We start from the raw sequence: 22,223 nt of genomic DNA on the forward strand, positions 1-22,223 counted from the left end.
GCAATATTCAGAAAGGGTCAGTTGGCCGTGGTCGGGTCGATCACCGCGGTGATTTCGGTGATGGAATTGGCGGGAAAGCCGCTGAGTTCCGAATGCTCGCGGATCGCATCCTCATCCTCTGCGAGGTAAACGCAGAAGGTCTTGTCGCCCGCGACATAGGAATGCTGCCACTGGATCTTGCCCGCAAGCTTGGCCAGCGCTTCGTTCGAGGTGCCGGCGGCGCCGCGCAGCTCTTCACCGCTCATGCCGCCAATGCCGGGTACGTCGCGTTCGATCACGTATTTCTTCATGGGTCCATCCTTTCGCTGTAGGTGGGGGCAGACTGCCAGCGGCGCGGGCAACGCAGCCAGTTCAGAAGGTGAATCGACCCGGTACAGTTTCTGAACTGGCCCGATGCGGGTTTGCGCGGCTAGGCTGGACCCAGCACAGGAGGACGCTTCATGACCCAGCACAGCTATAACCAGTTCTGCCCCGTCGCCATGGCCTCCGAGATCCTCGGCAGCCGCTGGACCATCGTTCTGCTGCGAGAGCTTTGCGCCGGATCGACGCGGTTCAATGACCTGCGCCGGGGCGTGCCGCGCATGTCGCCCGCGCTGCTGTCGAAGCGGCTGAAGGAGTTGGAGGATCAGGGCGTCGTGGAGAGGCGGCTGGTGCGCAAGACGCCCGAGACCTTTGAATACGTGCTGACCGAGGCGGGGCGAGAGTTGCGCGAGGTGATCATGGCCATCGGTGCGTGGGGCCAGAAATGGGTGGAAACCGCACCCTCGCTAGACAAGGCGGACCCCGGCCTGCTGATGTGGGACATGCGGCGCAACCTGCGGGTGGACCTGATGCCGCCGCGCCGGGTGGTGGTGCAGTTCATTTACGAAGACCTGCCCAAGGCCTCGGGGCATTGGTGGATGCTGACAGACCCGGACAAGGGGGCCGATCTGTGTTCGGAGGATCCGGGCTTCGACGTGGATCTTTACGTGCGCTGCGACCTGAAAACGATGACCGCGATCTGGATGGGGATCGACACGGTGGCCCGCGCGGTGGATCAGGACAGGTTGCTGCTGGTCGGTGATGCGGATGTGATGGCGGGGATGCAGGATTGGCTGGGGCTGAGCCCGTTCGCCCCGATTGAAAAGCGCGCGTCCTAGAGCGGTTTCATCCAGAATTGCAGGGGCTTTTCGGCTTCGGTCTCGTCCCCGAGGTCTTTCCACGCGAAATGGGCGATGGCCCCCGGCACGGGAGTATAGCCGCGTTTGTGCCAGAAGGCATCGAGTGGGCGGTAATCGGCAGGGCGCGCCGGGTGATCCGTGGGACGCTGGACGCCGCAAAAGGCGGAGTGGGTGAGGCCAAGGCTGCGGCCGTGATCCTCGCGCGCATCGAAAAAGGCGTGGCCCGCGCCCTGCCCGCGATAGCCCGGCAAAAGGACGGATTCGGCGCAGTAGAAGATCGTCTCGAGCGGCACTGCGATCCCCGCAAGCGCGCTGCCGAAATCGTCGTCATGATCGGTCAGCGGCATACCGGTCGCCGCGCCGACCATGTGCCCCCCGTCAAAGGCCCCCACCACGATGGCGCGGGGGTTGGTATACAGCTCCAGATAGCGCCGCTCATAGGCGAGGTCGCCGTCATAGAGATAGGGCCAGTCGCGGAAGACGGCGATGCGCAGGCGGGCGAGGTCATCCAGAACCGCGCCCACATCCGCACCGATGAAGCTGCGGAACGCCAGGCTCATGCCGAGACCTGGGCCGTCCAGTCCGCGAGGTTGTAATAGGTCACGACGCGCGAGATCTTGCCGCCCTCAAGCGAAAAGAACGTCCCGGCGGGCAGAACGTAGGTTTGCCCCTTGGCCTCCGGCAGGCCCTCGTCCGTCGCAAGGTATTCGCCGTTCACGGTAAACTCCGCCGCCGCGCGGGTGCCGTCCTGAGAGATCATCACCACGATGTCGGTCAGCCGTTCGCGATAGCAGCGGCTCATATGCGCGCAGAAATCGCGGAACTTGTCAGTGCCCACGCGAATGCCACCCTCGTTCACGTGATGGGCCACGTCAGGGGTCAGGCAGGCGATCATGCCCTCGGTGTCGCCCGCGTTGAAGGCGGCGTAATAGGCGTCGATGGTGGCGCGGCTCATTCCTGTTCCTCCGTTGGTAGACCGAACCGGTCCTGCATCCGCTTGATCAGCATGTCCCGTGTCTGGCGATAGGCATCGAGCTTGGACTCGCGGTTATTGCCGATCCCCGAGGGATCGAGGATCTGCCAGTGTTCCACGTTGACATGGAAATGCCGGGTCAGTTCCTGCGCCCGGCGCAGGCTGGCAGGGGAAAGCGCGATGATCAGGTCGAACCCCGACAGGTCATCGCCCCATTGCTCCATTTCATCGAAACTGCGGGACCGGTGGCTTTCCAGCTCCACCCCCAGTTCGGCGCAGACGGCGATGGCGAATCCATCGATTTCGAGGTCGTTATGCACGCCCGCCGACTGCACATAAGCGCGGTGTCCGTAGAACCGTTTCATGAGGCCTTCGGCCATTGGGGATCGGATTGCGTTGTGGTCGCAACAGAACAGGACGGAATGGGGGAAGTCCTGCGCCACGCCGCTCACCCGCCGAAATGCAGAACGCAGACAAGGGTGAAGAGGCGCCGCGCGGTGTCGTGATCGACCTCGGCCTTGCCTTCCAGCCGTTCCTGAAGCACGCGCGCGCCTTCGTTGTGGATGCCGCGGCGGGCCATGTCGATCGCCTCGATCTGGCTGGGGGGCAGCTTCTTGACCGCGTCGTAATAGCTTTCGCAGATCTGCCAGTAATCCTTGACCACCTGCCGGAACGGGGACAGCGACAGGTGAAACTCGGCCGCGTCCTCGCCTGCCTCGGTATCCACGTCGAAGACCAGCCGCCGTTCGCGGATCGCCAGACCCAGACGATAGGGACCAGCAGGCACCTCACGCCCGTCGCGTTCTGGCAGGGTGAAGCTGTTGTCTTCCAGCAGGTCGAAGATGGCGACCTTGCGTTCCTGTTCGATCTCGGGCGTTGGCGCGGGCAGGCCACTGTCGTCAATCTCGATATGACAGATGTCGGTACTCATTCCCCTGCCCCTTCATTCAATCGGTCGAGCCGCGCCCGTACTGAAAGACCATGTGCCTCAAGGCTTTCGGATTTGGCAAGCGTTTCCGCCGCCGGGCCGATGGCCTTCAGCGCCTCGGGTGTCATCTTGGCAATGGTTGTGCGCTTGAGGAAGTCCATGACCGACAGGCCGGAGGAGAACCGCGCGGATCTGGCCGTGGGCAGCACATGGTTGGGGCCGCCCACATAATCACCGATGGCCTCGGGCGTCCATTGACCGAGGAAGAGCGCCCCGGCATGGGTGATCTCTTCGGCCAGCGCCTCGGGGTCGGCGACGCACAGTTCCAGATGCTCGGGCGCGACGCGGTTTGAGAGCTTTGCCGCGTCACTGAGGGTGTCGACTGTGATCACCGCGCCATAGTCGCGCCAGCTGGCCCCGGCGATGGCGCGACGATCGAGCGTTTCAAGGCGTATGTCCACCGCCTCGGCCACGGCGCGCCCAAATGCAGCGTCATCGGTGATCAGGATGGATTGCGCGCTTTCATCATGCTCGGCCTGGCTGAGAAGGTCGAGCGCGATCCAGTCGGGGTCATTGTCCTTGTCGGCGATCACCAGAATCTCGGAAGGGCCCGCGATCATGTCGATGCCGACCTTGCCGAAAACCCGGCGCTTGGCGGCGGCGACGAAGGCATTGCCGGGGCCGGTGATCTTGTCGACAGGCTGAATGGTTCCGGTACCATAGGCCATGGCGGCCACGGCCTGTGCCCCGCCGATGCGGTAGACGGTATCCACGCCAGAGAGCCGCGCGGCCAGCAGCACCAGCGGGTTGGCCTTGGCGTCTGGCGTGGGCGCGCAGATGACCAGCCGTTCCACCCCCGCGACCTGCGCGGGGATCGCGTTCATCAGGACTGACGAAGGGTAAGAGGCGAGGCCACCGGGCACATAGAGGCCCGCGGCAGACACCGGCGTCCAGCGCCAGCCAAGGGTTGCGCCATCAGGGTCGGTCCAGCGCGCATCCTCTGGCATCTGGCGGACGTGATAGGCGCGGATGCGTTCTGCCGCCAGTTCCAGCGCCGTGCGGTCTGCTGCGGGCACCTCGGCGATGGCGGCGTCAATCTCCTCTTGTGTAAAGGCCAGCGTCTCGGGCGTCAGGTCCATCCGGTCGAACCGTGAGGTCAGCTCGATCACCGCCGCATCCCCGCGCGCCCTGACATCCGCGATGATGCCTGCCACGATGTCATCGACCTCGGGCGCGTCCTCGCGTTTCATGTTCAAAAGCGCTTCGAAGCGTTCGGCAAAATCGGCGTCACGGGTGCTGAGGAACTGGGGCATCTTGCGGCTCTCCTGACTGGCCGGGACGGGATATCGCTTAGGCGCAGGGGGGACAAGCGTTGCTTGGCCGCATGGGGCAGAGCCTGTGGCCTGGGATTGACCGCGCAGGGCAAGCTAGGGGTGCACAGGAAACACCGCCCATAGGTCAGACCAACTCGGTTCGTCGTTGACGCAGATCAATGCATCCCGTTCGACAGAGGCAAATGATCGCAATTGGTGACTCAGTCAATCGTAAAACAAGTCAACTGTTACCCATCTGAGATGGAGGAAATCAGATGACCCACCTACCCCTGAAAGCCGGTCTCGCCGCCCTTGCCCTGTTTTCGCTCGGAGCGTGCAGTGCCTATGCACAATCCGTCGGAGAACAGGAATACATGCGATCTTGCGGGACTTGTCACGGTGTCGATGGCACCAGCAACACGCCCTTCTCTGATCTGCTGACAGTGGCGCCACCCGATCTGACGACCCTCGCGGCGAACAATGATGGCGTCTTCCCGATGCTTCAGGTGATTCACATGATCGATGGTCGGTCCGGCTTGCGTGGTCATGGCTCTGAGATGCCGATCTGGGGCGACCGATACGCAGATGACGCCGATCTTGCGGGCACCTATGGTGCAGAGCTTATCGTGCGCGGTCGGGTATTGGAGCTTGCCGAGTATCTTGCCTCGATCCAGCAATGATCTAACCAGCTTGTGATGGGTTCGTGTCCCACCCGTTACAATTCCATCGTCATTGTGATGAGATCGAGCAATTGGCCGTCACGTGCCAAGGCGCGTGACGGCCCTTCCGAGCGGAGAAACCCGGCCCTTTCGTAGAATCTTATGGCTGGCCGATTGCTGTCCGCGACTGTCAGGTAAAGCTTCGAAACGCCCTGCTGCTGAGCCAGCCGCTTCTGTGCTTTCAGCAACGCACGTGCGACACCCCTACCCCGCCAGTCCTGACGCACATAGACGGCAGTAATTTCTCCTCGCCCCCTCGCGGAATCAAGGGCCATGCAACCCACCAGACTCTCCGCCTTGATCGCGCCGAGAATACAGGCATGCTCCAACCGATCCGCGAAGTCGGACAGGGGCCGACTGGCCCAATCGTCATGGGTCGACCCAAAGGCTTCCGGGTGGTTGGCCAAGGCTTCCAGCCGCAGGTCACGCCACTGCGTGGCATCTTCGGCGCGCAGCCGCCTGATGCGGACCCGCTGCCGAGGCCAAAGGCTCATTCCCCGTGATCCGGCACCTTGCGCGAGGGTGCCACATAGGGGCGCGTGACATCGCGCAAGGTGACGTCGATACATTCCACATCGACCGCCACCGCGCCATCCCCGGCCAGAACCAGCGTGATCCGCCCGGTGCCATCCTCGCCCGCCGCCCAATCGAGCGCCAGAAGCGACAGCACGGTTTCCGGGTCACCCCGGTCGATGCCTTGCGAGGCCACGGCCAGCGCGTCCTCGATCACCAGCACCGCCTGCACCCGTTCCGGCGGATGTTCACGGATGCGTGACCCGTCTTCCCACCGAAACCGGTTCACCAGCAGCGCAAAGCGGCGCTTCTTGCGGTCCCAGGTCATTTCGGTGATCGGGAAGATGGCATCCTGAATGAGGGCCGACAGAACGTTCAGATCGTCGCTGTCCAGCGCCTTCAGACGCAGCGGCTCTTCGCCGCCATCTTCGAACCGTGCATCATCCATCGCCATGAACCCGTTCGATATGTGCCCCGCAGGCGCGCAGTTTCTCCTCCACCCGCTCATATCCACGGTCGAGATGGTAGACCCGGTTCACCACGGTTTCACCTTCGGCGGCCAGCGCCGCGAGGATCAGCGACACCGACGCACGCAGATCGGTCGCCATCACCGGCGCGCCGCGCAGACGGTCCACCCCGGTCACCGTGGCATGACCGCCATGCACGTCAATCTGTGCCCCCATCCGCACCAGTTCCGGGGCATGCATGAAGCGGTTCTCGAAAATCTTCTCTTCCAGCACAGACGTGCCCTCGGCCGTGCACATCAGCGCCATCATCTGTGCCTGCAGGTCGGTGGGGAAGCCGGGGAACGGCTCTGTCACCACATCGACGGCCTTCACCCGCCCATTGGCGCGGCGCACCTTCAGACCCTTGGCAGTCTCCTCGACGTCGATCCCCGCCTCATTGAGCTTCGCCGTGAAGCTTTCCACGAGGCTGAGTTTGCCGCCCAGAAGTTCCACCTCGCCGCCGGTAATCGCCGGGGCCAGCATGTAGGTGCCCAGTTCGATCCGGTCCGTGACAACAGGATGGGTCGCGCCATGCAGACGATCGACACCCTGAATTTCGATGGTGGAGGTGCCCTCGCCCGCGATCTGCGCGCCCATGGCCCGCAGGCATTCGACCAGATCGACGATCTCAGGCTCGCGGGCAGCGTTTTTCAGCACCGTGGTTCCCTTGGCCAGGGTCGCAGCCATCACCACGTTTTCGGTCGCCCCCACGCTGGCAAAGCGCAGCTCATGCACCGCGCCTTTCAGCCCGCCGGGGGCCTTGGCGTGCAGATAGCCGTCGCGCAGTTCGATCTCGGCACCCAGGGCCTCCAGCGCGGTGATATGAATATCCATGGGCCGCGCGCCAATCGCACAGCCGCCGGGCAGCGACACCTCGGCCTGACCATGCCGCGCCAGAAGCGGGCCGAGCACGAGGTTCGAGGCGCGCATCTTCCGCACGATGTCATAATGCGCCATATGATTGTCCGCCCCATGGGAGGACATGGCGATGACCTTGCCATCATTCATCGCCGTGACTTCCGCGCCAAGCGAGCGCAGAAGCTCCGTCATGGTGCGGATATCCGACAGGCGCGGCGCATTGGTCAGCGTCAGCGGTTCCTCGCTCAGCAGCGTCGCAGGCATGAGCGTGAGGCAGGCATTCTTGGCGCCCGCAATGGGAATCGCGCCGTTCAGCTCGCTTCCGCCCTTGATGATGATCCGATCCAATGCCTTGCCTCTCTGATTATGTCCGGGGCCGTCCGGTCATTCCGGCTGGCCCTTGTCCTGCTCCGCCCCCGACGCGGCCCGTGCCCGCGCCTGCGCCTTGCGCCTGCCCATGTTCGCCTTGAGCGCCGCTTTCAACCGGTCTTCGCGGCTTTGCGGCGCTTTTTTCGGGGCGGTTTGCCCTGCTTTCACTGGGGGTTTCTCGGTGCTCATGGCCCCTTCCTTACTACCAAGGCGAAAAAGGGTCCAGATTGCCCTTGCACCATGCTTCGATTGAGTCTAATTCACCGCCCACACGAAGCGGGCCGCAGTAGCTCAGTGGTAGAGCGCGTCATTGGTAATGACGAGGTCGGGAGTTCAATCCTCCCCTGCGGCACCATCTCGCTTCTTGAGCCCGAAATCCCCCTGAGCATCTATACAAGGGAAGGATTATTCGGGAGGTCCATACACCTAATTCAGGCCATATCGCAGCAGTTCCGAAACTGCCGATCCGCGCATAGTCCGGCGCAAGCAATAATTCACAATTTATACATATACTTCAATGACTTGATGGATGCTTCAGGGAGGACAATTCTCTCCTCTAGCCGTCCCTTTGGTGCGATGGAATTTGCAATGCGCACCTGACGCACGATCTTGTCGTGTTCCAGCTTTTCGATTCTGAATTCACAGCCACTGACAACGGACGCGCCGTTTGCTTCACCGATCTGTCCCGGCATGATTTCAACCTGCGGGCCACGGTCTTCGGACTGCTTCCTTGGCGCCTTATTGTCATTATGTGCGGGAGCGAGGTTCATGTTCCACAGGTCCCGCAACATGGCCTTTGCCAAATCGAAGAGCCCATGGGCAGGCCTCATCTTCCAGAGGATTTCTGCAAAGCCATCTTCCAAGCTTGCCATCGGAACCGAACGACTTTGAGGCAATGCAACCGTCATAGCATTGTCACCGAGGCCGCAAGCCAGAAAGCCTCGTGTCGGAAAGCTATCATATTAACACGTTTCGAGCAGCCCTTGCAGGACATGGAAGCTCGGGCAGGAATTCAGGGCGCGATCCACTGAATAGGTCAGCCACAGCCCTGGTCTTGCAGCAAGACGACCGGGCCATCAGAAACGCGGCCCGGTCGATCTCTTGGCTGACTGTCGGTCAGCCGATTATATGAATGTCATGTACCGCAATCTCGTAGAACGGGTGCACGTCGACATTAGCGAAACGCCCGTTGGAGTGGTTGAAGACCGACCGCCAGTAAGGCTGGATCATCACGCCTTCTTCCTGCATGATCTGCTGAATCCGGGTCATGATCTCTCGCCGTGCGTCGGCATCGGCCACAGCCATGGCCTGATCGAGCAGCGCATCGAACTCGGCATTCGCAAAACCCGATTCATTCCAGGGCACGCCCGATTTATAGGCCAGCGCCAGCACCTGAACGCCAAGCGGGCGGGGGCCCCATTCCGTTGCCGAGAACGGATATTCCGTCCAACCGTTCCAGAAGGTCGCGCCGGGCATGATGCGGCGTTCCACCGTCATGCCCGCGTCACGCATCTGGGCCGCGACAGCCGAGCAGGTGTTGGACTGCCATTCGGTGTCAAGCGAGATCAGTTCAAACACCGTATCCGCGTGGCCCGCTTCGGTCAGCAGCGCCATGGCCCCTTCGGGATCGGCCTGAAGCGGTGGAAGTTCGGCATATTCCGGGTGGATCGGGCAGACATGGTGGTTCTCGCCAAGAAGGCCCAAGCCGCCAATGCCCAGTTGCAGGATGGTTGAATTGTCCACTGCCATCTGCAATGCCCGGCGCACGTCGCGATTGTCGAAGGGGGCAGAGTTCTGATTGAACCGCACCGCGAGCGTGTTGGCTGTAACGGCTTCCGTCGAGGTCCAGCCGATGGAATCGAAGGCCGCAACATAGTCGGAATCGGTGCGGTAGGTCAGGTCGATATCCGCTGCGTCCGCCGAGGCGAGGACCGCCGCCATGTCGGTGCCGAGGTCGATGAACTCGATCCGGTCCAGCCAGCCGCCCTCGCGCCAGTAATCATGATCCGGGTTGCGCTCCAGCACCTGCAGCACGCCGACCTCGTTATGCACGGGCAGGTAGGCCCCTGTTCCAACGGGATTTTCCGAAGGATCGCCACCGGTGTAGCTGGTATGGACAATAGCCGCCGGATAGTCCGACAACGCCGCCATGATCGCGATGTCCGGGCGTTGCAGGTTCAGCTGCAGGGTGTGGTCATCGACAACCACCACCGCACCTTCGGCGAGCTGGTTGGTCTCTGCATCCTGCAAGGCCCCGACGCGGGTGGCCATCGAATTGCCCTCGACCGTGCTGTCGGCCCAGCGTTCAAGGTTGAAGGCCACGTCGGACGCGGTGAAGGGATCGCCATTGTTCCAGCTGACCCCCTGTCGCAGATGCAGGGTGTATTGGGTGGCATCCTCGTTGGCCTCCCAGCTTTCGCACAGCGCGCCGGTAACGGTGCCGTCCCGGTTGAACTGGGTCAGGTAGTCCAGCCAGCCACGGCAGAAGTTGGCATATTCCGTCCAGTCCCAAAGGCGCGGATCCTTCAGCGCCTTCGTTTCCATGTTCACCCGCAGGGTCCCGCCCCGCATGGCTTGCGCATGGGCCGGGGCGGGCATGGTCAGCCCGATCATCGAATAGGCTGCGGTGGCCGATACGCCGAGCATCGTGGCGCGGCTCAGGAATTCGCGGCGACTGAGCTGTCCGGCCTCATACTCTTGGGCGTAGAGCGCTGCAACGGGGTGCGTCTTGCGGGTCATTGACTGGGATCTCCCTTGTTGAACGGGGTGCCGTGATTCTGTGGACACAACTGTCCATAGGATTTTCCATCCCTGCGATTCCGTCAATCTCTTTCAGAGGCACTTTGGAAAACCGTTATAAATCAGGAAACTATTGCAGGCTTGGTTTGACTTTCCGGCAAGAGCAAACCTCTTGACGAAAGAATCTAGACAGTGTTGTCTAGAGAAACGAGCACCGGTTTTGGCAGCCGATATCTGCAAGGGAGAAGAAGATGAAATCTCACTACAGGGCCGTGATCATCGGCGGTGGCGTCGTCGGGGCTTCGGTACTTTACCACCTCGCGAAATTCGGCTGGAAAGATGTCTGCCTGATCGAGCGCAAAGTACTGACGGCGGGGTCCAGCTGGCACGCGGCGGGGGGGTTTCACGCACTGAACGCGGACCCGAATATTGCCGCGCTGCAGGCCTATACCATCGACCTGCTTACCGAAATCGAGAAGGAATCGGGCCAATCGGTTGGAATGCACATGACCGGCGGCATGACGCTGGCTGGCACGCCCGACCGGTGGGAATGGCTGCAATCGGCCTATCGCACCTTTCAGTCCATCGGGATCGACGATGTTCACCTGATCTCTGCCGAGGAAGCCGGAGAGCTGAATCCCCTGATGTCGACCCATGGCATTCTGGGTGGCATGTATGCCGACCGCGAAGGCTATGTCGATACGACGGGCACGGTGCATGCCTATGCCGGCGCGGCCCGCAAATACGGCGGCGAGGTAATCGAGCACAACCGCGTTCTGGAACTGGTGCAGACCGGGGACGGATGGGACGTCGTCACCGAAAAGGGCACGATCCATACGGAACATGTCGTCAATGCTGCCGGTCTCTGGGCCAAGCAGGTCGGCCGCATGGCGGGGATCGAGCTGCCCGTCTCGCCCCTCAATCACCACTACCTCATCTCCGACACGATCCCGGAAGTGGCCGCGCTGGAAAAGGAGATGCCGCTGACGGTCGATCTCGAAGGCTTCACCTATATGCGGCAGGACCAGAAAGGCATGTTGCTGGGCATTTACGAGATCGATCACCAGCATTGGATGATGGATGGCGCGCCCTGGGAATACGGGTTCGAGCTTCAGCAGGAAGACCCCGACCGGATCGAGAAAGAACTGATCCTCGGATTTGAACGCTATCCCGTCTTGCAGAATGTCGGCATCAAGACATGGGTCAACGGAGCGTTCACCTTCGCGCCCGATGGCAACCCGCTGGTCGGACCGGTGCGTGGCAAACCGGGCTACTGGTGCGCCTGTGGCGTGATGGCGGGCTTCCTTCAGGGCGGCGGCGTCGGGAAATCGCTGGCGGAATGGATGATTCATGGTGAGCCGGAGGCCGATGTCTTCGGCATGGATGTGGCGCGCTTCGGCGACTATGCGCAGAACAAACGCTTTATCCGGGAAACCACCGGCCAGTTCTACACCCGCCGGTTCGTGATGACCTATCCGAACGAGCAACTGCCTGCGGGCCGTCCGTTGAAAATGGCCCCGGCCCATGACGCGATGACGGCAGCGGGGGCACGATGGGGGGCAAGCTACGGGTTGGAACTGCCGCTCTACTTTGCGCCGGACGGGTTCGAGGAAACGCCAACCCTCAAACGCTCCAACGCCTTCCCCATCGTGGCCGAGGAATGCCGCGCAGTGCGCGAAGCCGCTGGCTTGCTGGACATATCGGCCTTCTCACGCTTCGAGGTAACGGGACCGGGGGCCGAAGCCTGGCTTGATCACATCATGGCGTCGAAACTGCCGGCACCCGGCCGCGCTCGGCTGGCCCCGATGCTGAGCGAAACGGGCAAGCTGAAGGGCGACCTCACAGTGTTCAACTGGGGCGACGGCACTTGGTGGATCATGGGCAGCTACTACCTGCGCGAATGGCACATGCGCTGGTTCGCCGATCACATAGGCACGGATGTGAACGTGGCCGATATCTCTGACGCGACGGTCGGCTTCTCGCTCTCCGGTCCCAACAGTCTGAAGGTGCTGGAACGGCTGACCGACGGGCCGATTGCCGAGTTGCCCTTCATGGGCTGTGGACATTTCGATGTCGGGTTGGTGCGGGCGAAGATCGGGCGGCTCTCTGTTGCGGGGGAGCTTGGGTACGAGATCCACTGTTCCGCCGCCGATCACATCGCGCTGCGCCGGGCCTTGCTGGAGGCGGGCGACGGGCTCGGGCTGCGCGAGGTCGGGTTCAATGCTCTGCTTAGCCTGCGGTTGGAGAAGAGCTTCGGCATCTGGTCGGCGGAGTTCACCCAAGGCTACACGCCGGGCATGACCGGCATGGATCGCTGGATCGCCTGGGACAAGCGAGATTTCGTCGGCCGCACGGCGGCTCTGGCAGAGCGCGACGCGGGGGCCCGACAGGTGATCGTCACGCTGGAGGTCGACGCGACCGACGCGGATGCCAGCGGCTATGAACCGGTGTGGCAGGATGGCCGGCGCGTGGGCTTCGTCACCTCCGGCGGCTATGGCCACACGGTCGGGAAATCCCTGGCGCTGGCGATGGTGGATCGGGCCGCGGCGGCAGAGGGCACAGATCTGTCCGTTCATATCGTCGGGCAGGCGTGCAAGGCGACGGTCATCGCACCATCGCCCTATGATCCGGTGGGCGGCGCGATGCGCGGGCAAAGGGCAAGGTCATGACTGGACTGGTCGAAACCGGTGGTCGGCGGAAACGGCGGCGAGGCGGCGAGGCGGGCGCGCCTGTGGGGCGTATCCCCCAGTATCGCCTGCTGAAAAACCCCTTCCCGGCGGTCCCTGCCGTCAGCGAAGACCGGGTGGAGGCCATCCATCAGACCGCCCTGCGGGTACTGGAGGAGCTTGGCGTCAAGGTGCTGCTGCCCGAGGCGCGGGCGATCTACAAGGCGGGCGGTGCGCGGGTCGACGAGGCCAGCGAGATGGTCTTCATCGGGCGCGACATGGTCGAGGCGGCGCTGGCCTCGGCCCCGCGCAGCTTCCGCCTGCATGGCGCAACGCGGGACCGCGATCTGCAAATGGAGCTTGGCACCCTCAGCTTCCAATCCGGCGCGGGGGCGCCGAACGTGACCGACCGGCTGCGCGGTCGCAGGCCGGGGGCGCTGTCGGATGTGATCGAACTGACCAAGATCGTCCAGCATTTCGACGCGATCCAGATGCTGTCGCCCGGGGTGGAGCCGCAGGACGTGGACGTTTCGCTACGCCATTATGCGTTCACCCGCACACAACTGACCCTGTCGGACAAGATCCCCTTCGTCTTTTCGCGCGGCACGCCGCAGGCGCTCGATTGTTTTGAGATATTGCGGGACTTCCGGGGCCTGTCGGATGAGGAATTCCTGACCCAGCCGCATTGCTACACCATCATCAACACCAATTCCCCGCGCCAGATCGACATTCCCATGGCACAGGGGCTGATCGACTTTGCCCGCCACGGCCAGCCCGCGATCGTCACGCCCTTCTGCCTGATGGGGGCGATGGCCCCGGTCACTGTGGCGGGCGCGGTGACGCTGAGCCATGCGGAGGCGATGGCCGCGATCACCCTGACGCAGCTTGCACGCCCCGGCGCGCCGGTGATGTACGGGGCCTTTGCCTCCAACGTCGATATGAAATCCGGCGCGCCCGCCTTCGGCACGCCCGAACAGGTCAAGGCAAGCCTTCTGTCAGGCCAGATGGCGCGCCACCTCGGTCTGCCCTGGCGCAACGCGGCGGGCTGCGCGGCCAATGTGAACGACGCGCAAGCTGCTCATGAAACGCAGATGAGCCTCTGGGGCGCGGTGCTGGCGGGCGCGACGGTCGTCATCCACGCGGCGGGCTGGATCGAGGGGGGGCTGTCCGTCTCGATGGAAAAGCTCATCACCGACATGGAGGCCGTGCAGGTCATCGCCGAACTCTGTAGCGGCACGCCCGCCGGGGATGCGGATATCGCCTGGGACGCGCTGGCCGAGGTGCAACCGGGCGGTCATTTCTTCGGCTGCGCCCATACGATGGAGCGATACGCCACGGCCTTCTACGAGCCGCTCGTTGCCGACTGGTCGAATTTCGGTACCTTCACCGAACGCGGATCGCGGGACGCGAACACCCGGGCCACGGATGTCTGGCAGAAGATCGTCGAAGATCACCAGCCCCCGACCTGCGCAACCCAGGAGCGTGTTGCCGCATTGGATGCCTTCATCACCCGCCGAACCGCCGAAGGTGGCGCACCACCGGTCAGCTAGCCCCCTCGCAATTCCCCATACCGCGCGATAGCCTCAGGCAAACGCACAAACGGACCAGACCATTGACCGAGAAGCCACGGACCACCCCCCATGAACCCCGTCCCGTCGCCCATACCAAGGTGACGCGCGAGGATTGGCTGAATGTCGCCCGCGACATCCTGATCAGCGACGGGGTGGACAGCGTGAAGGTTCTGACCATCGGCAATCGGCTGGAGGTCTCGCGCTCCAGCTTCTACTGGTATTTCAAAAGCCGTCAGGACCTGTTGAACCAGCTTCTCGCCGAATGGGAACGCACCAATACCGGCATCATGGTCGCCCATTGCCGGATGCCCGCCAAGACGATCACGGCTGCGGTCAACAACTTCTTCCGCTGCATTGTCGATCCCGACGGGTTCAATCATCAGCTCGATTTCGCGGTGCGCGAATGGGCGCGGCGGGATGGCAAGGTGCGCCGCGTGATCGACCGCTCCGACACCGCACGCCATGCCGCGATTGCCGAGATGTTCACGCACCACGGCTACGACCCCGCCGAGGCCGATATTCGCGCCCGCGTGCTCTATTACCAGCAGCTTGGCTATTACGCGCTGGAACTGGCCGAGACGCTGGAAGAACGTCTGACGCGCGTGGCGGGCTACCTCTACTGCTTCACCGGCGTGCACCCGAGCGCGGAGGAGGTCGAGGAGTTCACGCGCTTCGCGCTGTCCTTCGCCGATCCGACGCCGGAGCGCTCCCTGTCATGATCCGCTATTCCGCCTTTTCCCTGCTGCGCGAGGGGCTGCGAGGCCACAGAGGCTGGCAACCCGCCTGGCGCAAGGCGCGGCCCAAACCGGCCTATGACGCGATCATTATCGGCGGTGGCGGGCATGGGCTGGCCACGGCCTATTACCTCGCCAGAAACCACGGAATGCGCCGGGTCGCGGTGCTGGAACGGGGATGGATCGGGGGCGGCAATACCGGGCGGAACACCACGGCCGTTCGCTCGAATTACTTCTACCCCGAAAGCGTGGCGCTCTACGATCTGGCGCTGAGGCTCTACGAAGGCCTCTCGCAGGAGCTGAATTATAACGTCATGCTCTCGCAGCGCGGCATGCTGATCGCGGCCCATACCCCCGCCCAGATGGAGATCTGCGCGCGCATCGCCAATGCTATGAGGCTGAACGGCGTAGATGGGGAGTTGATGGGCGCGGAAGAGGCTTTGCAGCGCATTCCTCTCCTGAACCAGACCGCTGACGCGCGCTATAAATGCATGGGCGGCATCTGGCAGGGCCGCGCCGGGATCGCGCGCCATGACGCGGTGGCCTGGGGCTATGCGCGGGGGGCGTCGGATCGGGGCGTCGATATCATCGAGAATTGCGCAGTGGAGCGCCTGTTGATTGAGGGCGGGCGCATCACCGGTGTGGAGACCAGCCTTGGCACCATCCGCGCGGATCGGGTGGGCGTGGCCGCCGCTGGCGCGACTCCGGGCATCGTGGCCGAGGCGAGCGTGCGCCTGCCCATCCACACCTATGCGTTGCAGGCCTTCGTATCCGAACCGGTGAAGCCCTGCCTCGACACGGTGCTGCTGTATCTCGGCACCGGCACCTATGTCAGCCAGTCCGACAAGGGCGAACTGGTCTTCGGCGGCGGGCTCGACCGGGTGCCGACCCATGGGCAGAAGGGCAACCTGCCCGCGCAGGAGGTCGTGATTTCCGGCCTGCTGGAGATGTTCCCGGCCTTCGGGCAACTGAAACTGCTGCGCCAATGGGCGGGGGTGGTGGACGTGGTCCCAGACAGCTCGCCCGTGATCGGCCCGGTGGGGCCGGAGGGGCTCTACATCAACTGCGGCTGGGGCTCCGGCGGGTTCAAGGCGATCCCTGCCGGGGGCTGGCTGCTGGCGCATTTGATGGCGACGGGCCAGCACCACGAGATCAGCCGCCCCTTCGATCTGGACCGGTTTGCGCGCGGGCGTCTCATAGACGAGGCCGCAGGTGCCGGGATTTCGCATTAGGGGGGACCGATCATGCAGCTTTTCACCTGTCCCTTCTGCGGCCCGCGCGAGGAAACCGAATTTCACTTCGCCGCTGAGGCAGGCAAGCACCGCCCGGAACCGGCCGAGGTGGTCAGCGATGCAGACTGGGCCGATTACCTCTACCTGAACGACGCGCCCAAGGGGGCGGCGCGAGAGGTCTGGGTGCACGCGACCTGCGGCGAGTTCTTCGTTATGACCCGTGAAACGGTCACGCGGGAAATCACAACCGTGACGGCTCTGCCGGGGAGGGACGAATGAGCGGCTGGCGGCTTCCCTCTGGCGGCAGAATCGACCGCGACAAGCCGATCGGGTTTACATTCGACGGGCAACCCCTGACCGGTTTCGAGGGCGATACGCTGGCCTCTGCTTTGCTGGCCTCCGGCCCCCGCGTCCTCGGTCGCAGTTTCAAGTATCACCGCCCGCGTGGGCTGTGGGGGATGGGGGGCGAGGAGCCCAATGCGATCCTCGACGTGACGGGGCCGGACGGGGTCACGCCCAATGTGCGGGCCACGCAGATGCGGCTGCGGGAGGGCATGGCGCTGGCCTCGGTCAACGCGGCCCCAGATGCGGCGCGCGACCGGTTCGGGATCATGGACCTTGCACATCGGTTCCTGCCCGCAGGGTTCTACTACAAGACCTTCATGGCCATGGGCTGGATGCGATGGGAGCCGATGATCCGCCGCATGGCCGGGCTTGGTCGGGTCGATCCGGGGCACCATCCGGCGGCGGATGCGGTGCCGATGAACGCGCGTTGCGACCTGCTGGTGATCGGAGCGGGACCTGCCGGTCTGACGGCAGCGAGGGCCGCTGCGGGTCAAGGGCGTGCGGTCTGGCTGGTCGACGAGGCCGGTGAGGTCGGCGGCAGCTTGCGCTGGCGCGGCGGGCAGATCGACGGCGGCGACTGGCGGGAGTTTGCCCGCGATACGGTGACGGCGGTCGAGGCCGCCGGGGGCCGGGTGATGACGGACACGACGCTCTGGGGTGCGTTCGATCACGGGCTTTTCGCGGCATGGCAGCGGCGGGAGGACCAGCCGGACCGGCACTGGCGCATCCGGGCCGATCAGGTCGTGCTTGCCGCCGGTGCCATCGAACGGCCCCTATGGTTCGCCAATAACGACCTGCCCGGCGTGATGTCGGCCGAGGCGGCGCTGCATTACCTTCGGCTTTACGGGGCTGTGGCCGGTAAGCGGATCGTGCTGGCCACCGGCAATGATGCAAGCTACCCGGTCGCGGCGGCCATGGCAGAGGCGGGCGCGCGGGTGACGCTGGCCGATGCACGGGCGGATGGCCCCGCCGCGCCCGAAGGGGTGGAGTTGCTGCGCGGCGTGTGGCTGACAAAGGCCAAGGGTCGGCGCGAGGTCGGCGGTGCGGTCGTCGAAGGCGGCCATGTGGATGCCGATACGGTTCTGGTTTCGGGCGGCTACACGCCCTCGGTCCATCTGTGGTGTCAGGCGGGTGGCAAGCTCGACTGGAACACCGGGGTGGATGCGCTGGTGCCGCGACCGGGGACGTGCAGCATGGCCGTGGCAGGGGCCGCGAACGGGGGGTTCGGGCTGCAACGTGCGCTGGAGGAGGGCCACCGGGCCGGGGGCGGCACTGGGCCTGCGCCGCGCGCGGCGACCACGGGCGATTGGGGACTTATCCCGATGCGGCCCGACCCGAAGTTGAAAGGCCGTCAATGGCTCGACCCGCAGAACGATGTGACGCTGAAGGATGTGAAGCTCGCCGCGCAGGAGGGCTATCGCTCGGTCGAGCATCTCAAGCGCTACACCACGCTCGGCATGGCGACCGATCAGGGCCGCAGCGCCAATTTCGCCGGGCTGGCGGCGATGTCGGCGATCACCGGGCTGTCGATCCCCGAAACCGGCACGACCACCTATCGCCCGCCTTTCACACCGGTGCCGCTGAAAACCATAGCAGGGCTGAGGCGCGGGGAATTGTTCAACCCGGTCAAAAGACTGACGCTGGAACCGGCGCATCGAACGCATCGCGCCCGGTTCCGCGAATACGGCGGCTGGCTGCGCCCCTCGGTCTATGGGGACGGCGAGGAATCCACGCTGGCGCAGGCCGAGGCCAAGGCCGCACGCGACACGGTCGGGCTTTACGATGCCTCGCCCCTTGGCAAGATCGAGGTGATCGGGCCGGGCGCGGCGGAGCTGCTGGATTTCTGCGGCTATATTCGAATGTCGACCCTGAAGCCGGGCCGCGCGCGTTATGGCTTCATGCTGTCGGAAACCGGGATCGTGCATGATGACGGGGTGGTGTTCCGGCTGGCGGAGGATCGCTTCATCGTCTCGGCCTCGTCCAGCCACGTGTCCAGCGTGCGCATGATCCTCGAAGAGGCGCGGCAGGACCGGTTCGATCCGCGCCGCAGTTATATCCACGACGTCACCGCGAACTGGGTGACGATCACACTCACCGGCCCGCGCGCGGGCGATCTGGCCCATGCGGCGGGGCTGCCCGACCGGATGCTGGCGCTGCCGCATATGGGTGTGGCGGAAGGGCTCTGGAACAACCAGCCTGTCCGCGTGGCGCGGGTCAGCTTCACCGGCGATCTGAGCTATGAAATCTCGGTGCCCGCCCGCCATGGCGCCGATCTGCACGCCCGGCTGGACGCTGTGCGCGCGACCCACAAAGGTCTTTGGATCGGATTGGAATCGGTGATGATCCTGCGCGCGGAAAAGGGCTTCATCCTTGTCGGCAAGGACACCGACGGGCTGACTATGCCCCATGATCTGGGCTGGGGCGGCCCGCGCGACAAGCGCAAGGATGAGTATTTCGGCCGACGGTCGCTCTTCACCCCCGAGGCAAACCGCGATGATCGGCGACAGCTTGTCGGTCTGGTCGCAGACGGCCCAGACCCGCTGCCTGTGGGGGCGCATCTGGTGGCCAGCGATGGCCCGCGCCGGTCGCTCGGGTTCGTGACCTCCAGCTATGTCAGCCCGACGCTCAAACGCCCGATCGCGCTGGCCCTGTTGGAAGCGGGTGGTTCCCGGATGGGCGAGGCGCTGACCGCATTCCACCTGGGGGCAACGCGATCCGTGCAGGTCACCCCCGCCTGTGCATTCGACCCGGAAGGAGGGCGGCTGAATGGATGAACGTCGCTGGTCCAATCCGAGCCCGGAACCGGGACAGGTGGCGGAGTATCCCGGTCTCTCGGTCACCTGCATCGCCCCCGGAGGGGCGCTTATGATCTCTGGCGATCTGGATGCTGCGCTCTCGGCACTGGTGCAAGGGGCCCCCGTTCTGGGCTGCGGGGCACCGGCACCGGAGGGGCCGCACGCGATCCGCATCGCGCGGGACAGGGCGTTGCTGGTCACGGACGCGCCGCTGGACGTTGTGCCCGGCTGGCACGGGTCCTATGCGATCAGTCTTGCCGATGATCTCTATACCCTCATCTCGCTGGAGGGCCCTCGCGCCGAAGAAATTGCCGCCGCCTGCACCGCAACGCCGCTTGATGGCAGCTCGCCATCGGCCACAACGCTGTTCGGCGGTCTTGGCGCTCATGTCACGCGCAGCGGCAACCGTCTGATGATCCGGGTCCAGTCGCCCGATGGGGCGGCGCTCTGGTCCTTGCTGGCTCGGCTGGCAGGGGCAACGACAGGTGATCCCTCCTCCCCGACGTGATCCGGCAGTTTCTTTGTCGCCTCGCGCCGCTGGCTTGGGCGCTTCCTGATAGCCCCCCAGCCCGGCGCATCGCCGCCCGCCGCTTTTTCGGTCCGCCCGTGGTCCTATCTCCGGTTGAGGATCGCCTCGGCCTCGATCTCGACCCGGTGATCGCCGATCAGACCGGCGACCCGGACCAACGTGTTGGCGGGTTTGATGTCGCCGAAGACACGGCCATGCGCGCGGGAGATTGCCAGAACGTCCACCTCATCGGTGATGTAGATCCGCGTGCGCGCGATATCCTCTACCCGCCCGCCAAGCGAGATCACGGCTGCGATGATCCTGTCGAGGATATAGGTGGTCTGCGCGCCTGCATCCTGCGGGGCGACGGGCCGGTCGAGCCCCGCAATCGCCGTGGTGCCGGAGACAAGAACCCGATCCCCGACGCGTTGCGCCCGGCAATAGCCGGCCTCGTCTTCCCAGTAGGAGCCGGTCAGAACCCGCGTGGCCGATCCGCCTGCGGGCTGCGGGGCGAAGGGACTGGGGATCGCATCGAGATGATGGGACAGGTCGCCAGAAGCGGTCAGGAAAGGCGGTTTGCGGTATTCGTCGCCGCAGTCGCCTGGAATAGGCGTCGTTTCCGCGAAGGCCGCGTCCAGAACCGCGCGATCCTCGTCATCCAACGCGAAGGAGAAGAGCCGCAGGTTGTCTTCCGTATGCACCGCCTCGCCCAACCGTGCGCCGATGATCACCCCCGCAACACGGGCCTGTTCCAGCACCCAGCGCGTGGCCACGTTCGAGATCGACACACCATGCTTGCGCGCCACATTGGCAGCCGCGCCCAGAACGGACTGAAATGCGTCCCATCCACCGGCGGTCTGGATGAAACGGTGATATTTCATCTTCGACCAGTCGGAAATCTGCTCTGGCTCGGGCTTGCCCAACCACTTGTCGGAGAGGAACCCGCCGTTAAGCGTTCCATAACCCAAAAGCCACGCCCCATGCCGGTCGCAGACCTCGGCCAGATCGCCTGCCGCGCGCCGGTCGATCAGCGAGAAGCTGACCTGATTGGTCAGGATCGGGACACCATCGGAGAGGGCAAGATTGAGGTGAGCCGCATCGAAATTGGTCACGCCAAGCTCTGCAATCAGCCCTTCCTCTCGCAGCCGCGCCAGTTCGTGCAGCGCGTCGAGCCATTCGGGGTGTTCGAAGGTCCACCAGTGGAATTGCAGCAGGTCGATCCGCTCAACATTCAGGCGCTGCAACCGTTCCTCCACCCCTGCCCGCACCACCTCGGCCGTCATCGGGCCGGGGACGGGGCACCATTTTGTGAAGGCCAGCGGACGGGGCGCGCCGCCCCGCGCCAAAAGATGCCCTGCGATGATTTCGGAACTGCCATAATGGTCGGCCATGTCGAAGCTGTCGAAACCCTGATCGGCATAGGCCGCCAGCCAATCCGCCCCGGTATCAGGGTCGATGATCGCCCCGTCCTTCTCGATATCCGCCACCTGCCAAAGCCCGGTCAGGACGCGTGAGATTTCCAGCCTGTCGGACAGATGCAGGCGGTCGGGACGATCGGGCATGGGGTCACTCCGGGGGCAGAAGGAAATTGAAGGACCGGGTGATATCGGCCTTGAGCGCGGCATGGGCGACGTCCCGATCCCCACGGCGCAGCGCATCCATCAGTTCGAAGTGATGCACATGCTCCTCGATCTCGGAAGCAGCCGGGCGATTGATGATCAGGTTGAGATAGGCGCCGTATTGCAGCCACAGCGCCTCGACGATGGGCAGCAGCACCTCGGACCCGCCAATGCGGTAGAGAGTGAAGTGAAACTCGTGGTTCGTGACCAGATCCGGCATGTTTCCCGGCGTGTCGGGCACCCGCGCGAGGATCGCATCGAGCGCCGCGAGATCGGCCTCTGTCATCCGGTCCATCGACTGATCGAGCGCAAGAGCCTCCATCGCCAGCCGCGCCGCCATCAGATCGCCCGCCCGGCGCGCATCAAAGGCGGGCACCATCAGCTTGCGCGTGGGCGTGTCAACCAGCGCCCCTTCCGCCACCAGGCGGCGCACCGCTTCCCTGACGGGGGTCATCGACACGCCCAGTTGTGCCGCCAGATCCCGCAGGGTCAGCACATCGCCGGGCGCGAAGGCCCCGCGGGTAAAGGCATCGCGCAAGGCGAAATAGGCGTTTTCACGCAACTTCGTGGGATCGAGCGGGGCAATGGCGGGTGCAGACATGGGCGCTTGACAGAATCGGTGAATACTTGTGATTAAATATCACAGATCGCAGATCACACGGCAAGACCGGAAAG

General features: G+C 64.1%; 23 protein-coding genes and 1 tRNA gene. 10 read left to right on the plus strand and 14 right to left on the minus strand.

Going from position 1 to position 22,223, the window contains the following annotated elements; genetic code table 11:
* Positions 1-17: 17 nt before the first annotated feature.
* Positions 18-290, minus strand: a complete 273-nt coding sequence (locus ACOOEX_RS14510) for a DUF4242 domain-containing protein (RefSeq protein ID WP_420395490.1) — start codon at positions 288-290, stop codon at positions 18-20.
* 150 nt (positions 291-440) lie between these two features.
* On the opposite strand from ACOOEX_RS14510, the gene ACOOEX_RS14515 reads away from it, so the two are divergent.
* Entirely contained in the window at positions 441-1,139 is a 699-nt protein-coding gene (locus ACOOEX_RS14515) for a winged helix-turn-helix transcriptional regulator (protein ID WP_420395491.1), read from the plus strand.
* Here the strand turns inward: ACOOEX_RS14515 and ACOOEX_RS14520 are convergent.
* The 5 genes from ACOOEX_RS14520 to hisD form a co-directional block, all read right to left on the minus strand.
* Positions 1,136-1,720, minus strand: coding sequence for a GNAT family N-acetyltransferase (locus ACOOEX_RS14520; protein ID WP_420395492.1), 585 nt, complete (start codon positions 1,718-1,720; stop codon positions 1,136-1,138). The two genes, ACOOEX_RS14515 and ACOOEX_RS14520, sit on opposite strands and share 4 nt — an antisense overlap.
* A complete protein-coding gene (locus ACOOEX_RS14525) occupies positions 1,717-2,115 on the minus strand; it encodes a ketosteroid isomerase-related protein (RefSeq protein ID WP_420395493.1) in 399 nt (132 codons plus the stop codon). The genes ACOOEX_RS14520 and ACOOEX_RS14525 overlap by 4 nt, the downstream gene beginning before the upstream one ends.
* The gene (locus tag ACOOEX_RS14530) at positions 2,112-2,513 is read right to left on the minus strand and encodes a low molecular weight phosphatase family protein (RefSeq protein WP_420395494.1); all 402 of its coding nucleotides are present in this window, start codon (positions 2,511-2,513) and stop codon (positions 2,112-2,114) included. Before ACOOEX_RS14530 ends, ACOOEX_RS14525 begins: the two co-directional genes overlap by 4 nt.
* Before the next feature lie 68 nt (positions 2,514-2,581).
* Positions 2,582-3,064, minus strand: coding sequence for a UPF0262 family protein (locus tag ACOOEX_RS14535; protein ID WP_420395495.1), 483 nt, complete (start codon positions 3,062-3,064; stop codon positions 2,582-2,584).
* On the minus strand, positions 3,061-4,374 hold the full coding sequence (hisD, locus tag ACOOEX_RS14540; RefSeq protein WP_420395496.1) for a histidinol dehydrogenase: 1,314 nt from the start codon (positions 4,372-4,374) through the stop codon (positions 3,061-3,063). The genes ACOOEX_RS14535 and hisD overlap by 4 nt, the downstream gene beginning before the upstream one ends.
* 275 nt (positions 4,375-4,649) lie before the next feature.
* Here hisD and ACOOEX_RS14545 point away from each other — a divergent pair, with 275 nt between their 5' ends.
* Entirely contained in the window at positions 4,650-5,054 is a 405-nt protein-coding gene (locus ACOOEX_RS14545; protein ID WP_420395497.1) for a c-type cytochrome, read from the plus strand.
* A 35-nt stretch (positions 5,055-5,089) separates the two neighbouring features.
* On the opposite strand, the gene ACOOEX_RS14550 is transcribed toward ACOOEX_RS14545, so the two are convergent.
* From ACOOEX_RS14550 to ACOOEX_RS14565, 4 genes are read right to left on the minus strand one after another with little or no spacing between them, the layout of a single operon-like run.
* Positions 5,090-5,587 carry a GNAT family N-acetyltransferase gene (locus tag ACOOEX_RS14550; RefSeq protein ID WP_420395498.1) on the minus strand — a complete coding sequence of 166 codons (498 nt, stop codon included), beginning with the start codon at positions 5,585-5,587 and terminating at the stop codon, positions 5,090-5,092.
* Positions 5,584-6,060 carry a DUF2948 family protein gene (locus ACOOEX_RS14555; protein ID WP_420395499.1) on the minus strand — a complete coding sequence of 159 codons (477 nt, stop codon included), beginning with the start codon at positions 6,058-6,060 and terminating at the stop codon, positions 5,584-5,586. The genes ACOOEX_RS14550 and ACOOEX_RS14555 overlap by 4 nt, the downstream gene beginning before the upstream one ends.
* Entirely contained in the window at positions 6,047-7,318 is a 1,272-nt protein-coding gene (gene murA, locus ACOOEX_RS14560; RefSeq protein WP_420395500.1) for a UDP-N-acetylglucosamine 1-carboxyvinyltransferase, read from the minus strand. The genes ACOOEX_RS14555 and murA overlap by 14 nt, the downstream gene beginning before the upstream one ends.
* 36 nt (positions 7,319-7,354) lie before the next feature.
* Entirely contained in the window at positions 7,355-7,528 is a 174-nt protein-coding gene (locus tag ACOOEX_RS14565; RefSeq protein WP_169829066.1) for a hypothetical protein, read from the minus strand.
* Positions 7,529-7,619: 91 nt separating this feature from the next.
* Here ACOOEX_RS14565 and ACOOEX_RS14570 point away from each other — a divergent pair.
* Positions 7,620-7,694 (plus strand) — tRNA-Thr (locus ACOOEX_RS14570).
* Between the two features lie 139 nt (positions 7,695-7,833).
* On the opposite strand, the gene ACOOEX_RS14575 is transcribed toward ACOOEX_RS14570, so the two are convergent.
* The gene (locus ACOOEX_RS14575; protein WP_420395501.1) at positions 7,834-8,247 is read right to left on the minus strand and encodes a hypothetical protein; all 414 of its coding nucleotides are present in this window, start codon (positions 8,245-8,247) and stop codon (positions 7,834-7,836) included.
* A gap of 208 nt (positions 8,248-8,455) precedes the next feature.
* Positions 8,456-10,078 carry an ABC transporter substrate-binding protein gene (locus ACOOEX_RS14580; RefSeq protein ID WP_420395502.1) on the minus strand — a complete coding sequence of 541 codons (1,623 nt, stop codon included), beginning with the start codon at positions 10,076-10,078 and terminating at the stop codon, positions 8,456-8,458.
* 251 nt (positions 10,079-10,329) lie between these two features.
* Between ACOOEX_RS14580 and ACOOEX_RS14585 the strand changes: the two genes are divergently transcribed.
* The 7 genes from ACOOEX_RS14585 (at position 10,330) to ACOOEX_RS14615 (ending at position 19,929) form a co-directional block, all read left to right on the plus strand.
* Positions 10,330-12,747: a GcvT family protein gene (locus ACOOEX_RS14585; RefSeq protein WP_420395503.1), complete on the plus strand. Its 2,418-nt coding sequence runs from the start codon at positions 10,330-10,332 to the stop codon at positions 12,745-12,747.
* Positions 12,744-14,294, plus strand: a complete 1,551-nt coding sequence (locus tag ACOOEX_RS14590) for a trimethylamine methyltransferase family protein (protein ID WP_420395504.1) — start codon at positions 12,744-12,746, stop codon at positions 14,292-14,294. The genes ACOOEX_RS14585 and ACOOEX_RS14590 overlap by 4 nt, the downstream gene beginning before the upstream one ends.
* Positions 14,295-14,356: 62 nt before the next feature.
* Positions 14,357-15,034, plus strand: a complete 678-nt coding sequence (locus ACOOEX_RS14595; protein WP_420395505.1) for a TetR/AcrR family transcriptional regulator — start codon at positions 14,357-14,359, stop codon at positions 15,032-15,034.
* Positions 15,031-16,281 (plus strand): sarcosine oxidase subunit beta family protein, encoded by a 1,251-nt coding sequence (locus ACOOEX_RS14600; RefSeq protein WP_420395506.1) that lies wholly within the window; start codon positions 15,031-15,033, stop codon positions 16,279-16,281. Before ACOOEX_RS14595 ends, ACOOEX_RS14600 begins: the two co-directional genes overlap by 4 nt.
* 12 nt (positions 16,282-16,293) lie before the next feature.
* A complete protein-coding gene (locus ACOOEX_RS14605) occupies positions 16,294-16,560 on the plus strand; it encodes a sarcosine oxidase subunit delta (protein WP_420395507.1) in 267 nt (88 codons plus the stop codon).
* On the plus strand, positions 16,557-19,400 hold the full coding sequence (locus ACOOEX_RS14610) for a 2Fe-2S iron-sulfur cluster-binding protein (protein WP_420395508.1): 2,844 nt from the start codon (positions 16,557-16,559) through the stop codon (positions 19,398-19,400). Before ACOOEX_RS14605 ends, ACOOEX_RS14610 begins: the two co-directional genes overlap by 4 nt.
* Complete coding sequence (locus ACOOEX_RS14615) at positions 19,393-19,929, plus strand: hypothetical protein (RefSeq protein ID WP_420395509.1); 537 nt, start codon at positions 19,393-19,395, stop codon at positions 19,927-19,929. The genes ACOOEX_RS14610 and ACOOEX_RS14615 overlap by 8 nt, the downstream gene beginning before the upstream one ends.
* Positions 19,930-20,033: 104 nt before the next feature.
* Here ACOOEX_RS14615 and ACOOEX_RS14620 read toward each other — a convergent pair whose 3' ends face one another.
* Entirely contained in the window at positions 20,034-21,491 is a 1,458-nt protein-coding gene (locus ACOOEX_RS14620; RefSeq protein WP_420395510.1) for an aldo/keto reductase, read from the minus strand.
* A gap of 4 nt (positions 21,492-21,495) precedes the next feature.
* Positions 21,496-22,149: a GntR family transcriptional regulator gene (locus ACOOEX_RS14625; RefSeq protein ID WP_420395511.1), complete on the minus strand. Its 654-nt coding sequence runs from the start codon at positions 22,147-22,149 to the stop codon at positions 21,496-21,498.
* Positions 22,150-22,223: the final 74 nt, after the last annotated feature.

The sequence above is a fragment of the Nioella sp. genome, from assembly GCF_965215655.1.
Lineage (GTDB): Bacteria > Pseudomonadota > Alphaproteobacteria > Rhodobacterales > Rhodobacteraceae > Nioella.

What these genes read in the sequence shown, in the direction of transcription:
- ACOOEX_RS14605 (WP_420395507.1), top strand. Translation starts at nt 16,294, where the DNA reads ATGCAGCTTTTCACCTGTCCCTTCTGCGGCCCGCGCGAGGAAACCGAA.
- ACOOEX_RS14610 (WP_420395508.1), top strand. Translation starts at nt 16,557, where the DNA reads ATGAGCGGCTGGCGGCTTCCCTCTGGCGGCAGAATCGACCGCGACAAG.
- ACOOEX_RS14545 (WP_420395497.1), top strand. Translation starts at nt 4,650, where the DNA reads ATGACCCACCTACCCCTGAAAGCCGGTCTCGCCGCCCTTGCCCTGTTT.
- ACOOEX_RS14535 (WP_420395495.1), bottom strand. Translation starts at nt 3,064, where the DNA reads ATGAGTACCGACATCTGTCATATCGAGATTGACGACAGTGGCCTGCCC.
- ACOOEX_RS14510 (WP_420395490.1), bottom strand. Translation starts at nt 290, where the DNA reads ATGAAGAAATACGTGATCGAACGCGACGTACCCGGCATTGGCGGCATG.
- ACOOEX_RS14550 (WP_420395498.1), bottom strand. Translation starts at nt 5,587, where the DNA reads ATGAGCCTTTGGCCTCGGCAGCGGGTCCGCATCAGGCGGCTGCGCGCC.
- ACOOEX_RS14580 (WP_420395502.1), bottom strand. Translation starts at nt 10,078, where the DNA reads ATGACCCGCAAGACGCACCCCGTTGCAGCGCTCTACGCCCAAGAGTAT.
- ACOOEX_RS14615 (WP_420395509.1), top strand. Translation starts at nt 19,393, where the DNA reads ATGGATGAACGTCGCTGGTCCAATCCGAGCCCGGAACCGGGACAGGTG.
- ACOOEX_RS14625 (WP_420395511.1), bottom strand. Translation starts at nt 22,149, where the DNA reads ATGTCTGCACCCGCCATTGCCCCGCTCGATCCCACGAAGTTGCGTGAA.
- ACOOEX_RS14525 (WP_420395493.1), bottom strand. Translation starts at nt 2,115, where the DNA reads ATGAGCCGCGCCACCATCGACGCCTATTACGCCGCCTTCAACGCGGGC.
- ACOOEX_RS14515 (WP_420395491.1), top strand. Translation starts at nt 441, where the DNA reads ATGACCCAGCACAGCTATAACCAGTTCTGCCCCGTCGCCATGGCCTCC.
- hisD (WP_420395496.1), bottom strand. Translation starts at nt 4,374, where the DNA reads ATGCCCCAGTTCCTCAGCACCCGTGACGCCGATTTTGCCGAACGCTTC.
- ACOOEX_RS14585 (WP_420395503.1), top strand. Translation starts at nt 10,330, where the DNA reads ATGAAATCTCACTACAGGGCCGTGATCATCGGCGGTGGCGTCGTCGGG.
- ACOOEX_RS14575 (WP_420395501.1), bottom strand. Translation starts at nt 8,247, where the DNA reads ATGACGGTTGCATTGCCTCAAAGTCGTTCGGTTCCGATGGCAAGCTTG.
- ACOOEX_RS14565 (WP_169829066.1), bottom strand. Translation starts at nt 7,528, where the DNA reads ATGAGCACCGAGAAACCCCCAGTGAAAGCAGGGCAAACCGCCCCGAAA.
- ACOOEX_RS14600 (WP_420395506.1), top strand. Translation starts at nt 15,031, where the DNA reads ATGATCCGCTATTCCGCCTTTTCCCTGCTGCGCGAGGGGCTGCGAGGC.
- ACOOEX_RS14555 (WP_420395499.1), bottom strand. Translation starts at nt 6,060, where the DNA reads ATGGCGATGGATGATGCACGGTTCGAAGATGGCGGCGAAGAGCCGCTG.
- ACOOEX_RS14530 (WP_420395494.1), bottom strand. Translation starts at nt 2,513, where the DNA reads ATGGCCGAAGGCCTCATGAAACGGTTCTACGGACACCGCGCTTATGTG.
- ACOOEX_RS14620 (WP_420395510.1), bottom strand. Translation starts at nt 21,491, where the DNA reads ATGCCCGATCGTCCCGACCGCCTGCATCTGTCCGACAGGCTGGAAATC.
- ACOOEX_RS14520 (WP_420395492.1), bottom strand. Translation starts at nt 1,720, where the DNA reads ATGAGCCTGGCGTTCCGCAGCTTCATCGGTGCGGATGTGGGCGCGGTT.
- ACOOEX_RS14590 (WP_420395504.1), top strand. Translation starts at nt 12,744, where the DNA reads ATGACTGGACTGGTCGAAACCGGTGGTCGGCGGAAACGGCGGCGAGGC.